The 15189-nt window shown below is 32.1% G+C and carries 14 protein-coding genes and 1 tRNA gene; 6 read left to right on the top strand and 9 right to left on the bottom strand.

The features are described 5' to 3' along the window. Nucleotides 1-33 precede the first annotated feature (33 nt). From IMZ30_RS03430 to IMZ30_RS03455, 6 genes are all read left to right on the top strand, one after another. Nucleotides 34-123: transfer RNA gene (locus IMZ30_RS03430), tRNA-Ser, on the top strand. A gap of 63 nt (nt 124-186) precedes the next feature. Beyond that, on the top strand, nt 187-969 hold the full coding sequence (locus IMZ30_RS03435) for a MotA/TolQ/ExbB proton channel family protein (protein ID WP_207039143.1): 783 nt from the start codon (nt 187-189) through the stop codon (nt 967-969). An 8-nt stretch (nt 970-977) separates the two neighbouring features. After that, nucleotides 978-1412, top strand: a complete 435-nt coding sequence (locus IMZ30_RS03440; protein ID WP_207039144.1) for a hypothetical protein — start codon at nt 978-980, stop codon at nt 1410-1412. A gap of 2 nt (nt 1413-1414) precedes the next feature. Further along, nucleotides 1415-2038, top strand: a complete 624-nt coding sequence (locus IMZ30_RS03445; protein WP_207039145.1) for an ExbD/TolR family protein — start codon at nt 1415-1417, stop codon at nt 2036-2038. 19 nt (nt 2039-2057) lie between these two features. Then, nucleotides 2058-2540 carry an ExbD/TolR family protein gene (locus IMZ30_RS03450; protein ID WP_207039146.1) on the top strand — a complete coding sequence of 161 codons (483 nt, stop codon included), beginning with the start codon at nt 2058-2060 and terminating at the stop codon, nt 2538-2540. Between the two features lie 82 nt (nt 2541-2622). Beyond that, entirely contained in the window at nt 2623-3330 is a 708-nt protein-coding gene (locus IMZ30_RS03455; RefSeq protein WP_207039147.1) for a porin family protein, read from the top strand. On the opposite strand, the gene IMZ30_RS03460 is transcribed toward IMZ30_RS03455, so the two are convergent. The 9 genes from IMZ30_RS03460 to tsf form a co-directional block, all read right to left on the bottom strand. After that, nucleotides 3318-3932 carry a hypothetical protein gene (locus IMZ30_RS03460; protein ID WP_207039148.1) on the bottom strand — a complete coding sequence of 205 codons (615 nt, stop codon included), beginning with the start codon at nt 3930-3932 and terminating at the stop codon, nt 3318-3320. The genes IMZ30_RS03455 and IMZ30_RS03460 overlap by 13 nt on opposite strands. After that, nucleotides 3929-5374 (bottom strand): RNA polymerase factor sigma-54, encoded by a 1446-nt coding sequence (gene rpoN / locus IMZ30_RS03465; RefSeq protein ID WP_207039149.1) that lies wholly within the window; start codon nt 5372-5374, stop codon nt 3929-3931. Before rpoN ends, IMZ30_RS03460 begins: the two co-directional genes overlap by 4 nt. A gap of 9 nt (nt 5375-5383) precedes the next feature. Continuing rightward, a complete protein-coding gene (locus IMZ30_RS03470) occupies nt 5384-6250 on the bottom strand; it encodes an RluA family pseudouridine synthase (protein WP_207039150.1) in 867 nt (288 codons plus the stop codon). A 1-nt stretch (nt 6251) separates the two neighbouring features. Further along, nucleotides 6252-7691 (bottom strand): asparagine--tRNA ligase, encoded by a 1440-nt coding sequence (gene asnS, locus IMZ30_RS03475; protein ID WP_207039151.1) that lies wholly within the window; start codon nt 7689-7691, stop codon nt 6252-6254. A 488-nt stretch (nt 7692-8179) separates the two neighbouring features. Continuing rightward, nucleotides 8180-10570 (bottom strand): efflux RND transporter permease subunit, encoded by a 2391-nt coding sequence (locus IMZ30_RS03480; protein ID WP_207039152.1) that lies wholly within the window; start codon nt 10568-10570, stop codon nt 8180-8182. A gap of 56 nt (nt 10571-10626) precedes the next feature. Then, on the bottom strand, nt 10627-12915 hold the full coding sequence (locus IMZ30_RS03485) for a hypothetical protein (RefSeq protein ID WP_207039153.1): 2289 nt from the start codon (nt 12913-12915) through the stop codon (nt 10627-10629). Nucleotides 12916-12935: 20 nt separating this feature from the next. Continuing rightward, a complete protein-coding gene (gene frr, locus IMZ30_RS03490; protein ID WP_207039154.1) occupies nt 12936-13490 on the bottom strand; it encodes a ribosome recycling factor in 555 nt (184 codons plus the stop codon). A 14-nt stretch (nt 13491-13504) separates the two neighbouring features. Next, nucleotides 13505-14212, bottom strand: a complete 708-nt coding sequence (pyrH, locus tag IMZ30_RS03495; RefSeq protein WP_207039155.1) for a UMP kinase — start codon at nt 14210-14212, stop codon at nt 13505-13507. A gap of 139 nt (nt 14213-14351) precedes the next feature. Beyond that, nucleotides 14352-15179, bottom strand: a complete 828-nt coding sequence (tsf, locus tag IMZ30_RS03500; RefSeq protein WP_207039156.1) for a translation elongation factor Ts — start codon at nt 15177-15179, stop codon at nt 14352-14354. Nucleotides 15180-15189 lie beyond the last annotated feature (10 nt).

Raw genomic sequence — 15189 nt, forward strand, 5'->3', positions numbered from 1 at the left:
TTGCTGTCAAAATTTGTTTATTTGAGGTTTTAAAGAGAAGTGACCGAGCGGTCGAAGGTGCACGCCTGGAAAGCGTGTGTTCTGATTGTATCAGAACCGAGGGTTCGAATCCCTTCTTCTCTGCAAAAAACTAAATATGTAATATAATTTAATCAATATATTTTAATAATTCTAAGACAAACAACAATGAAAAGATTATTTTCAATTTTAGCCATCTGTACAGCAATGGCTTTAGGTAATTTCAATGCACAAGCTGCTCAAAGTGATGTTGTAACCGAAAACATTACTGTAAACTTTGTTCAAGATGATACACAAGAAGGTGCATCTGAAGAAAGTGTAGGATTTCACCAAGAACTTAAAAAACGTTTTATCGAAGGTGGACCAACATTTATGGGCATCGTACTACTTTGTTTAATTCTTGGTTTAGCTATTGCATTTGAACGTATTATTTATTTAAACTTAGCAACAACAAACACTAAAAAATTAGCTCAAAAAGTAGAGGATGCTATGAATAGCGGTGGTGTTGAAGCAGCTAAAGAGGTTTGTAGAAATACAAGCGGTCCTGTGGCTTCAATTTATTATCAAGGTTTAGACCGAATGGATGAAGGCGTTGAAGCGGCTGAAAAAGCAGTTGTTGCTTATGGTGGCGTACAAATGGGACAACTTGAGAAAAATGTTTCTTGGGTATCTTTATTTATTGCACTTGCACCGATGCTTGGATTCATGGGTACTGTAATAGGTATGATTCAAGCCTTCGATAAAATTGAAGCAGCTGGTGATATGCAACCATCTTTAGTTGCAGGTGGTATTAAAGTAGCACTTTTAACTACTGTATTTGGTCTTATTGTGGCTATTATACTTCAAGTTTTTTATAACTATATCATCGCAAAAATTGATGCTATCGTTAATGACATGGAGGATGCTTCAATTACTTTAATTGATATGCTAGTAGCTCATAAAAATAAATAATATCAACAATGAATAAAATCACAAACATATTTAAAATAATAGTTGGTGTAGTTGGCGCAATTTTATTTTTGCGTGTATTCTATACTGGTGACGATGTAATTGAAGCTGATGCTTCATTACAAGACTCTGTTCTTGCACCACTAATGTATGTATCTTACATTATTTTAGCCCTTGGAGTTGTATTTACACTGCTTTTCTCTATTAAATCCTTATTTACTGGAAATGTCGTAAAAACACTAATTTCTTTAGGTATATTAGTTGTAGTTTTAATTATCTCATACGCTATGGCTAATGGTGTTGAGACACCAATGCGAGATGGTGAAGTCCTTTCTACAAGTGGCTCTAGATGGGTTGGCACAGGTTTAAACGCATTTTATATATTAGCTGTTTTAGCAGTTGGTGCTATGCTTGTTTCAAGTGTTAAAAAACTAATTACTAGATAATTATGGCAAAAAGAAATGCACCAGAAGTTAATGCAGGATCGATGGCTGACATCGCATTCTTACTGCTTATCTTTTTCTTAGTGACAACAACTATAGAAACAGATAGTGGTATTAGCAGAAAACTTCCTCCAATTGAAGAGAACAAACAAGATCCGCCACCACTTAAAGAAAAAAATATCTTTATAGTTTTAGTTAACGCTAATGAAGAAATTTTTGTAGATCATCACATCGTTAAAGAAAATCCGATGAAGTTAGAAGATTTACGTGCAAAAGCCGTTGAGTTTTTAGACAATGGTGGTGGCACCGGAGACGAGGCTTGCAACTATTGTCAAGGTTCTGGTGATCCTGATTCATCAGATAACCCCGTAAAGGCGGTCATATCTTTGCAAAATGACAGATTAACTGAGTATGGAACCTACATTGCCGTTCAAAATGAGCTTGTTGCTGCTTATAATCAGTTAAGAAACCGAGAAGCTCAACGTCTCTATAAAGTTGACTTTACTGAGATGGAAAAAGCCTTTAAAGATCCTAACTATACAGGTGATAAAGACAAGCTTAAGGAAAAAATCGAAAAGATTAAGGACATGTACCCTCAAAAGTTATCTGAGGCTGAACCAAAAAAATAGTCTAAAAACATAATATAATATGTCAAAATTTAAAAAAAATAAAGGTGGTGGAACACCTGGAATTTCGACGGCATCTTTGCCTGATATTGTTTTTATGCTACTATTCTTTTTCATGGTTGTAACTGTTATGCGTGATACTAGTCTGAAGGTAAAAAATGTTTTACCATTTGCTGATCAAGTTGAAAAACTTGAAAAGAAAGATTTAGTTATGTATATCTATGCTGGGAAACCTTCTCCTCGATATCAAGATCAATACGGTACAGAGGCAAGAGTACAGCTAAACGACAACTATGCAAAAATTAGTGATATACAGCAATTCATTTATCAAGAAAGACAAAGCAAACGAGAAGAGCTTGTTAAATACTTAATAACTGCCCTAAAAGTTGATAAGGAAACCAATATGGGATTAGTTTCTGATATTAAACAAGAATTACGTAAAGCGGAAGCTTTAAAAATAAATTATACAACTAAACAAGGTGATGCATCACTTAATTTAGAATAGATCATAAAATTTATTTGTCAGATTATTAAATAAAACATCCAGTAACTTGGATGTTTTATTTATTTAAACCTATTTTAGTTTGATGAAATATGCGCTTTTGTTATTAATCATATCGTTAACAGCAGAAAATATTGCTCAAACGGTAAATATAGAATCAGATTCAATTACTGAAAATAAAAAATCGTTTTACAGAGAAGATCAATTTTATGCTGGCATTAGCTTTAACTTGTTAACTAAACTTAATAATGATGTTAACCAATCAGGTTTTTCAGGAAGTTTTGATTTAGGATTTATACGCGATTTCCCATTAAATAAAAACTCTACTTTAGCACTTGGACTTGGTGCAGGCATAAACATCAATACTTATAACCAAAATGTATTTTTTGGTGAAACTTCAAGCGGTAACGATATTATAACAGTACTAAATACATCTGTAGACTATTCTACAAATAAGTTTTCTACACATGTTTTAGAGTTTCCCATTCAATTAAGGTGGAGAACATCTACCAGTGAAGATTATGCCTTTTGGAGAATTTACGCAGGAGCAAAAATTGGTTACGTTTATTATTTTAAGTCAACTTTTGAGCAAGAAAACAACACAGTTATCCAAACAGATTTAAATGCCCTCAACAGGTTTAGAACTTCAGCATTTCTTTCATTTGGTTATAACATTGTTAACATTCAAATTCAATATGATTTGAATCCATTATTTGATGGTAGATTTTCAGATTCAGAGTCAAAAATTGGAATTAACCCTCTTAGATTAGGTTTTATATTTTACATTTTATAAATGTAAAATAAAGGAATTATAAGTTGAGTTGCTAAGCCTAGTAAAACTCCAATTAATACTTCAGCAAAAGTATGTGCTTTTAAATATAACCGCATACTTGAAACAATGCCTGTACCTAATAATAAAGCACTTATGTAAAAAGATAGACGCAATTCAAAATTATGACTGAGGTATATCATAAAAAAAGACAAAGAGCTTAAGCCTAATGTATGCAAACTAATTTTAAACTTAAATAATAAACCTAAAAAGCAAATAATTCCTGAAAATAATAAAGCCCAAAAAAAATAAAATAAATGCTTGTAATTGTAGATATCAAAAATATAATTTATCACTATTAAATCTATCATTAAAAAAAACAACAACGGTAATTTACGTTCATTATAAGTAGGTAACTTAAAAGATGAAATTAATTTTATGCTTTTCATAATGAACAAAAACACTATCGGAATAAATATAGTTAAAATAGCTGTCGCTAGAATTTTAGCATAAACAATTGGTTTTTGATAAAAATCTGGGAATAAATAAAAAAATAAGGCAACAGCTAATGTAGGAATAAAAATAGGATGACAAATAACAGAAATAATTGAAGCAAATTTTCTCATATTTCTTTTCGCAATCTTGCCACAGGAATATCTAATTGTTCTCGATATTTAGCAACAGTTCGTCTTGCTATAGGATAACCTTTTTCTTTTAGCAATTCAGTTAATTTTGCATCTGTATAAGGCTTTTTCTTGTTTTCTTTATCTACAACAGACTCTAATATATTTTTAATTTCACGCGTTGAAACGTCAATACCTTGATCATTTTTCATTGATTCAGAAAAAAACTCTTTAATTAAAAAAGTACCATATGGTGTATCGACGTACTTAGAGTTTGCCACACGAGAAACTGTACTGATATCCATATCAATTTTTTCAGCGATGTCTTTAAGAATCATCGGTTTTATATCTGTCTCGTCACCACTTAAAAAATAATCTTTTTGATAATTCATAATAGCAGTCATGGTAGAAATTAGGGTATGTTGTCGTTGCTTAATGGCATCTATAAACCACTTTGCCGAATCTAATTTTTGTTTTATAAACAAAACCGCTTCTTTTTGAGATTTAGATTTATTGTTAGACTCTTTATAAGCTTTAAGCATATTTGCATATTCGTGAGAAACGTGCATTTCTGGTGCATTTCTACCGTTTAAAGTAAGCTCTAACTCACCATTTTTAATTCGAATGGTAAAATCTGGTATAACATGTTCGACTATTCGTGTGTTTGAACTGTAAGACGCGCCTGGCTTAGGGTTTAAATGTTCAATAACTTCAATAGCAGATTTAAGCTCTTCTTCAGAAACTGAAAACTTAGTTATCAATTTTTCATAGTGCTTTTTCGAAAACATATTGAAGGCTTCATTAACAATTTGCTTAGCTAAATCAACTTCTTTTGAAGATGTTTTACGCTCTAACTGAAGACTTAAGCACTCTTGCAAATCTCTTGAACAAACACCTGCTGGATCTAGCGTTTGTACTATGTTTAATACGCTTAAAACATGATTTTCACTGGTAAAAATATTTTGAGTAAAGGCTAGATCATCTACAATATCAATTAATTTACGCCTCAAATATCCTGAACTATCAACACTTCCTATGAGAAATTCAGCGATTAGCATATCTTCTTCATTTAAGTTAATTGTATGCAACTGATTTTTGAGATATTGTGTAAAAGATATTCCTGAAGCATAAGGGATTTGGTTGTCTTCTGAATCTTTAGAGTAATTGTTAGCTTTTAACTTGTAACTTGGAATTTCATCGTCACTTAAATAATCATCAACATCAAATTCAGTTTCTATAACTTCAGAATCATTATCATATTCTTCATTTTTAAACTCATCATCTTCATATTCATCTTTTCCAGATTCAAGCGCTGGATTCTCTTCTAACTCGTTTCGCAATCGCTGTTCAAAGGCAACTGTAGGCAACTGTATCAACTTCATCAACTGAATTTGTTGCGGTGATAGCTTTTGAGATAATTTTAAATTGAGTTGCTGTTTGAGCATGTTATAAGATTAATTTAGTTCTATAAATTTAGTGAATTTTTTAGGTAAATCAATATTGATTTTTCTTAATTGCTTACAGAATGGATGAAAAAACTCTAATTGAAATGACTGTAAATATAAACCTTGGTGGGCTAATTTAGTACAAAAATCGCCTTGATACAACTGATCACCAAGTATGGGATGTTGTATGAATTGAAGGTGTTTCCTGAGTTGATGTGTTCGACCTGTAATTGGGGTGAGATGTAATAAACTAAAGTACTGAGATTGTATTACTCTAGAGTCTTCAACTGAAATGATGGTTTTTGCTTGGTGCGTATCAATTGGTTCATTAATTTCAATTGTTTTTTCGGAAAACCCACCAAAACAAATTGCCCTATAGCATTTTTTAATCTCTTGATTTTGAAAAGCTTTTGACAGTAGTGATTTGGCTTGAATTGTTTTAGCTACAAGCAGTAGACCTTGTGTTTGATTATCTAAGCGATGAACAGGTACAGGAAAATTTAGAGCATCTGGTAAGTCACTTTTTTTAAGATTAAATGGCAACGCACGCTCTATAGTTTTAAAATAATTCCCGTTAGTTGGAAAACCAGCAGGCTTATTAATTACCGCTAAAAAATGGTCTTCATATACAACTTCTATTTTAAGCCTAAAGACTTTTGGAGAAGCGTTTTCTGTAGAAATATAGCTAATCAGCATACCATTTTCAAGCCAAGTGGCTGTTGAAGCTGGCTGATGATTAATCAGGATTTGTTTGCGTTTAATTGCTTTTTTTAAAGCCGACTTTGTTGAAATATAATTAAAGTTTGTTAAGGCATAATCTTGTAAACGCGTTGGTAATTTTAAGCACTTAACTTGATGTTCTTCAATAAGATTCAAACTAAAAATCAGCGTTTTGTGGGGTTCTAGGATAAGGAATCACATCACGAATATTGCCCATACCAGTTGCAAACAATACGAGTCGTTCAAAACCTAAACCGAAACCTGAATGTACGCATGTGCCAAACTTACGTGTTTCTAGATACCACCAAAGTTCATCTTGATCTACATTGAGTTCTTGCATTTTTGATTTTAGGACATCAAAACGTTCTTCTCGTTGTGAGCCACCAACAATTTCACCAATACCAGGAAATAATATATCCATGGCACGAACTGTTTTTTGATCATCGTTTAGTCGCATATAAAAGGCCTTTATTTTAGCTGGATAATCGAATAAAATTACTGGACACTTAAAGTGTTTTTCAACTAGAAAACGCTCGTGCTCACTTTGTAAATCTGCGCCCCATTCTTCAATAATGTAATCGAATTTTTTCTTTTTATTAGGTTTTGAGTTTTTAAGAATATCGATCGCTTCAGTATAACTCACTCGCTTAAATTGATTATTAATGACAAAGTCTAATTTTTCACGCAACGGCATTGGTGAGCGATCTTTTTCAGGCTTAGATTTTTCTTCTTGTAAAAGGCGCTGTTCTAAAAACTCTAAATCGTCTTGGCAATTTTCAGTAATATATTTTAAAACGTGTTTAATAAAATCTTCTGCCAAGTCCATATTACCATCTAAATCACAGAAGGCCATTTCTGGTTCAATCATCCAAAATTCAGCTAAGTGACGTGATGTATTTGAATTTTCAGCTCTAAATGTAGGCCCAAATGTGTACACATTCCCTAAACCTAAAGCGTAAGTTTCAGCTTCAAGCTGGCCGCTAACTGTTAAGTTGGTTTCTTTTCCAAAAAAGTCTTGTTTATAATCAATCTCTCCTGTTTTAGTTTGAGGAGCATTTTTTAAGTCTAAATTGGTTACTTTAAACATTTCGCCAGCACCTTCGGCATCACTACCTGTAATAATTGGTGTATTAACATAAAAAAAGCCATTAGAGTTAAAGTAATCGTGCACTGCATAAGACAGTTTGGCTCTTATTCGCATAATCGCTCCAAATGTATTTGTACGAACTCTAAGATGGGCTTGTTCTCTTAGCTTTTCAAGACTATGACGCTTTGGCTGTAGTATGGTTTTTTTAACTTCATCAGTATCTGCAAGTCCTAAAATATCAACCTCAGAAACTTCAACTTCTACCGATTGACCTTTGCCTTCGCTTTCTTTTAAAACGCCAGAAACTCTAATAGCAGAACCAATTGTAATTTGACTTAAAAGTGTTTTATCAAAATTTTCAAAATCAACAACGCATTGCAAGTTTTTAAGTGTTGAGCCATCATTTAATGCAATAAATCGATTACTTCTAAATGATTTTACCCAACCATATACATTATAATCTTGATGTAAATTAGGTGATGATAATATACTTGCTATCGTTGACTTCATATCTATTTTTTTAGAGAAAGCAAATATAAATCTTATTGTAGGCTTTTAAAACTTTTGCTGTGAATAATCAAACCAAATTTAAATCTAAATAATGATTAAAATTTACCTTCAAATTAAAAAACTAGAAGCTGTCTTTTAAATTTTAAGAAAAAAAACTTAAAAAAAGTGGAAAATATACCTAATACTAGGTATTGATTTATAAAAGGTTAGTATTTACTTTTATAAAAGTTAAAAGTTCTAACCAAACTAATTTGAAATAGCTTTTGTAAATTAATGAGGTAAAACTTACTGTAGTATTATAACAAGTAATTGTTTTAGTACATTAAAATTACTTCATGTTGTTAAGTAAATTGGGGAATTGCTTACAACAACAATCCAGCCTTCGGGCTGGATTTTGTTTTTATTTAAGGATACAAAACTTTACAGACGTTTAGATTTTAAACTGAACACTAAAGTTAAATGATATAAGTAATTAATATACTTATTAATTAATCATCGTCATCTTCATCTATAATCTGTAAGTGTGGTTTCTTCATCGTTTCTTTATTGGCTATACTTCGCTCTAAAGAAAGTAATAACGACGGCAAGAGTAATAAATTTGCCAACATCGCAAATAACAAGGTTGCAGAAACTAAACCACCTAAGGCAACTGTACCACCAAAACTAGAAATCATAAAAACAGAAAATCCAAAAAACAATACAATAGATGTGTAAAACATACTAACTGCTGTTTCGCGTAATGATGGATAAACCGAACGTCTTATTTTCCAGTTATTGGCTTTTAATTCTTGCCTATACTTTGCTAAAAAGTGTATGGTGTCGTCAACACTTATACCAAATGCTATGCTAAATACAAGTATGGTAGATGGTTTTATAGGAATGCCTATAAAACCCATCATTCCAGCTGTCATGATTAAAGGCAATAAATTTGGAATTAAAGAAATAATAATCATTCTAAACGATCTAAACATCCAAGCCATGAATATGGCGATTAACACAACAGCTAAACCTAAAGATAATATTAAGTTATTAACTAAATAATAAGTTCCTTTTTGATAGATGAGAGCTTTACCGGTTAATGTCACCTCATAACGATCTTTAGGGAATAACTTATCAATTTCAGGTTGCAAGCGATTTTCAATTTGCTCAATTTCATCTGTACCAATATCTTTCATGAATATAGTCATCCTAGCATATCGACCTGTTGAATCTACATATGAAGTAATACCATCTTCTGAATTAGATAAGCTTTTAAAATATGGCATCATAAAATTTCGTTCAGCTCGCGTTGGCAATTGGTAGTATTTGTCATTACCATTATAATAAGCTTGTTTGGCAAATTTGGCTAGATTAACCACCGAAATTGGTTTTGATAATTCTTCAATCTCAAGAATTTCAGACTCTAAAGCATCCATTTTTTGAAGAGTTGAAAGCTTAACAACACCATTTTTACGATTCGTATTGATTAGGATCTCAAGCGGTAAAACACCATCAAACTCTTTTTCAAAAAATTTAATTTCTTTAAAAAATTCAGCTTGTTGCGGCATGTCTTCAAGCAGACTGCCAGAAACGCGAATCTTGTAAATTCCTATAATGCTTAAAACTAAAATAAATACAGCCATAAAATAAATGGCAACTCTATGATGTTTAACCATTTTCACCATCCACTCTACAAAACCTTCAATCCAATGTTTACCTAAATGTTTTAAATGCTTTTCTTTAGGTGAAGGCATGTAGCTATAAATAATAGGAATAATAAATAGACTAAGTAAAAATATAGCAACAATATTTATAGAAGCTAAAACACCAAACTCTACTAACAACTCACTTTGAGTAAAAATAAAGGTCGCAAAGCCAGAAGCTGTTGTCAAGTTAGTCATTAAGGTTGCATTACCCACTTTGGTAATAACACGTTGAAGTGACTTGGCTTTATTACCATGTTTTTTGATTTCTTGCTGATATTTATTTATTAAGAAGATACAATTTGGTATGCCAATAATTATAATAAGTGGCGGAATTACAGCGGTTAATACGGTAATTTCATATCCTATTAGACCAATAAAACCAAAAGCCCACATAACACCAATTACAACTGTAAACATCGCTATTAAAGTGGCTCTAAATGATCTGAAAAAGAAAAAGAATATAAAAGAAGTTACTAATAAAGCGGCAAGAACAAACCATTGTATTTCATCAACAATATTTTGAGAATTTAAGGTTCTAATGTATGGCATTCCTGAAACTTTGAGATCTTTATTGTTAGATGTCTCAAAGTGTTCTATTAAAGGTTGAAGTTTTTGGATTATAAATTCTTTTCTAGCTTTATTATCAACAACGCTGTCTTTCAAATAAACAGCTGTTTGAACTGTTTGTGTCTTGGAGTTAAACACTAAACCTTCATAAAAAGGATAGTTATTAAATAATTGATTTCTGTATTTAGTAAGTCGATCGGCTGATAGTTTTGATAAGCTATCACTTAAAATAGGCGTAAATTCAAATCGCTTAGGGTTTTCATTCTTAGATAAAGTCATCAAGTTATGAATCCCTAAGACAGATTCAACCTCATCGAAACTTTCTAATTCTAAGGCAAGATTTCTCCATTTTGTAAAACCTTCAACTGTAAATAAGCTTGAATCTTGTGTTGCTATAGTAACTAGGTTACCATCATTTCCAAAAATGGTTTCAAAGCTTTTATACTGTAAATTAATTTCAGCATCATCAGGAAGTAAATTGGCTTCGGTGTAAGAAAAACGCATATTTTTCCACTGGAAAGCTAATAAAATAGTACAAATGGTTATTAAGCTAATTATTAAGATACGATTTCTTAAAATAGCACCGGCAATTGTATTCCAAAACCCAAAGCTAAATAGCTTTTGCATAATCAATATTTAGAGTTTGCAAATGTAAAAAACCATTGCTTATTTCAAACTTAAAATCAAAGCTTTAGATAAAAGGTAAACTTAAAGGATAGGTTGTCTTCAAAAACAGGTAAGTGATATGCACCATAACGATAAGCAAAACTCAAACCAAAACCGTAAAGTATATTATTTAATTCAAAACCAGCTTCGTTATACAGCTCGTTTAGTGTATTAAAATTAACGAGTTGATGTTGCTCTATTTCGCTAAAACCACCTATTGCATGCCGACTTATCAAAACTAATTGCGGTTGCGATAAGTTTGAGAACTTAAATTTATTGAATCTATGTTTAACATGTAAGGTTGCTTGTCGTGTATTGAAAAATTCGTTAAAATACATTGTTTCAAAACTTTTTACACCTGCTACCGAAAATCGATTTATAATATTTTCTTTGTTAGGGCTGTTGGGAAATGCATGAAAAACATGGGTTATTGGAATGTCTCCAAAACCAATATTTCCTTCTAGTGTAAATTCTGTTTGTTGTCCATTTACATATCTTTGATTTAAGCTAGCTTTTGCGCTAACTTTAGTAAAATTGAAATCGCCTTCTAACAAATTTGCAAAGCTTTGTTCAACTTGAGCACTAATAGATGGCGAATTTTCTTGTGCTAAATATATTCGATTATCAAGCGCTATATTTTTAGAGTTAGGCATCCAGCGTAAACTTAATTTAGCTGTAGAGAGACTATAATTTTCAAAAATACCGTCGGAAGTTCTAAATGAGTAAGAACGTGTTTGATCTATATCAGTTTTTTCAAGTCTCAACTCACTTAGTAACTGTGGCGTAAAATTATGTTGTAGACTTAAGCCTAATTTTTCGTACTGATAGAAATAGGTAATATTAACTAAACGTGGTTCAAAAATTGAATACACACGCTGATCTGTTAAATATGCATTTGTGCCAACTTCTTTAATATCATTCTCGTAATGTAAATTAAACCATGTATTAGTAGGTTTATTTAAATTTAGGCCACCACTAAAACCATACTTAAAGCTTGTATCTTTAGTACCATAAGCAGAATAAGCTCCTAGCCTAAACCAATCAGAAAATTGTTGATTGGTCTGCAAACCTAAACCTAATCTAAAGCCTTCATAATTATTAACTTTAATTAAACGTGTTAAATCAACATCTAAAAATTCAATCGGTAAAAAGCCTTGTTCGAATGCGTTGATTCGCCTTATTCGACCATTTAAATTTTGATTTTCAATATATTGATTTAGTGCCAATGGTTGGTTGGGTGGTTGTGATAAAAACAAATTTGCAAGACTCTGCCAATTCGTTTCATCAAGGAATGCTTTTTTGGCTCTATAGTAAGTGTTTACTAATTTCATATTTTGAGAGTTAGGCAACTCAAGCTGAGATGTATAAAGCCTATAAAAATTAAGTTGCGCATATTCTGATGAATCTGATAGCCTAGATTGAATTAACCCAAAATTTAAACCTCCACCAAAAAAAGAAAGTTTTTGACCTCCTTCACCACCAGAAATTTTTAAATTTTGAGACACAGGCCATTTCTTTTCCCTATCAAACTGTACTCTTGTCCAAGCCTTATAGCTGCTGCGATTTAATAAAACTACATCTGAGATTGAATGATGTTGTAAATCAATAATAACGTAACCTTCCCAGTCAGAAATTTTCTGGCTTGACTTAAAATAGAACACAACAAAATTTGGCTTCGAGACTACTTGAAAAAAATCATAGCCTTTATAACGCTTGTTACCAATCGGAGAAAAAACCTGCTGAGAGAAAACTTCTAAATAAGCTTTAAACATATTAAAACTCAACACTTCACGACTAAGCATTTTTTGGTTAACTTTTTCAAAACCGTTTAAATCAATCTCTTCAATTTCAACTGTAGTTGAATTTTTAAAAACGTTTAAACGGCTTGATTTTCGTAAATCGAAGCTTGGTGTAGTTGAGTTATTGGGAATTATTTTGGTTCGTTCATAGGTTTTAGCTGAAAAACCTCTAAGACGAGTTTGACTAATAATACTATCTAATAGGTTTTTTTGCGTTAGCGATATTGGATTTAGTTGAACTTTCTGCTCAAGTTGAAGTTGAGCATTTTTATGCAGTAAAAATGAAGTTGAATGGAAATTAGGTGCAAATACTTCTACCGAATCAGTTGTATTAGAAAAAACAAAACCACCATTGGCATTTTGTATAAAAACCTGTTGGTGGTTGTAAGCAATTGCATTATATATTGATTGATCTTCAGCATTAAAAACACATATTGAATCTATTTTATGCTGAGCAAGCATTAAGCTTACTTGACAAAGACCAATAAAGAAGCAAATTATTTTCAATAAAGTAAACTAAGTAACAGTTAAACTGTCATGATTTCTTTTTCTTTAGCCGCATAGATATTATCTATTCTAGCGACAAACTTATCAGTTAGCTTTTGAACATCATCTTCTAAGTCTTTTTGCGTATCTTCAGGTAGGTCTAGTTTTTTCAAATCAGCTAAAGCACTTCGACGGTCATTCCTAACACCAACCTTAGCTTCTTCGGCCTCAGCTTTAGCTTGTTTAGCCAGTTGTTGACGGCGTTCCTCAGTTAATGGCGGTACATTTATAATAACGTTGTTACCATTATTTGAGGGATTAAATCCTAAATTAGCATTTTGAATACCTTTTTCTATTTCAGGAATTAAGCCTTTCTCAAAAGGCTGAATTGACAATGTTCTAGCATCAGGTGTGTTAATATTACTAACCTGACTTAAAGGTGTTTGCGAGCCATAATACTCGACCATTACAGAATTTAGCATGGTTGGGTTTGCTTTTCCAGCTCTAATATTAATCAATTGCTTTTCTAAGTGCTTTATAGCATTTTGCATAGCTTCTTCTGCGCTATCCAAAATAAAATCTACATCTTCATTCATATGTAATAATTAAATTATAGATTAACTTTTGTTCCTATGTTTTCTCCTGAGACAACTTTAAATAGGTTGCCTCTCGTATTCATATCGAATACGATAATTGGTAATTCATTTTCTTGACTTAAAGTAAATGCTGTCGTATCCATTACTTTAAGACCTTTTTTGAGCACATCTTCAAAAGTGATAAAATCAAATTTTGTAGCATTTTGATTCTGCTCGGGATCTTCAGTGTAAATACCATCAACACGTGTTCCTTTTAAAATAACATCAGCTTCAATTTCGATTGCCCGTAAAACAGCTGCTGAATCGGTTGTAAAATATGGATTTCCAGTACCTCCACCGAAAATTACTACGCGGCCTTTTTCAAGATGTCTCATAGCTTTACGTCTTATAAAAGGTTCTGCAACTTCATTAATTTTGATGGCAGATTGTAATCGGGTTTGAATCCCGTTATTTTCGCAAGCACTTTGCAAGGCTAAACCATTAATAACCGTAGCTAACATTCCCATATGATCGCCTTGAACACGATCCATTCCTTTACTTGCACCAGCAACACCTCTAAATATATTTCCACCACCTATAACGATAGCTACTTCTACGCCTTTCTCTACAAGTGTTTTAATTTCTTTTGCATAGTCGTTCAAACGTTCAGGATCAATACCGTATTGACGATTTCCCATTAGTGCTTCTCCTGACAATTTAAGTAAAACTCGTTTGTAATGCATAATTCTGGATATTGTTTTGCAAATATAGGTATTATAGGATTTGATTTTACATTCGAAGTTTACTTTTTGAATAACTAAGTGAAACAAAAAAGCCAACTAATAAAATTAATTGGCTTTTAAAACTAAGTTATAAATTATTTTACCCTAAGGCAACACGCTCAAATGCAACTACCTCAGCATCTTTACCAAGATTAGCTTTGACGTGATCTGAAACAGAAATTTTGTTATCTTTGATAAATGCTTGATTAACTAAAGTATTGTCTTTAAAGAAACGTTTAAGTTTTCCTTGAGCAATTTTGTCTAACATATCTTCAGGCTTACCTTCCTGACGTAATTGGTCTTTAGCTATTTCGATTTCTTTTTGGATTGTTGCTTCATCAACACCATCTTGATTTAATGCAACTGGGTTCATAGCGGCTGCTTGCATAGAAACATCCTTAGCAACTTCCTCTGCCTGATCTCCAGCTGTTGATAAGCCTGTTAAAACAGCAATTTTATTACCAGCGTGAATGTAAGAACCAACAAAAGGAGCTTCTAAAGTTTTGAAAGCACCAATTTCAAGTTTCTCTCCAATAACACCTGTTTGTTCAATTAATTTTTCTTCAACTGTTAAGCCTTTAAAATCTTGTTTTAATAACTCTTCTTTAGAAGATGTATTCAATGCAAGTTCAGCTAATTCTGTAGCTAATTCAACAAAGCTGTCGTTTTTTGCAACAAAATCAGTTTCGCAATTAAGTGAAACTATAACACCTTTAGATGCATCGGCATTAACTTTGGCGATAACAGCACCTTCAGATGAATCTCTGTCGGCTCTTTTAGCAGCAACTTTTTGACCTTTTTTACGAAGCACTTCGATTGCTGTATCAAAGTCACCTTCAGCTTCAACTAAAGCTTTTTTACAGTCCATCATACCAGCGCCAGTGGCTTTTCTTAATTTATTTACTTCTGCAGCAGTTATTTTTGACATAACGTAATTT

The organism is Psychroflexus sp. ALD_RP9 (assembly GCF_017311165.1).
Classification (GTDB): Bacteria; Bacteroidota; Bacteroidia; order Flavobacteriales; family Flavobacteriaceae; genus Psychroflexus.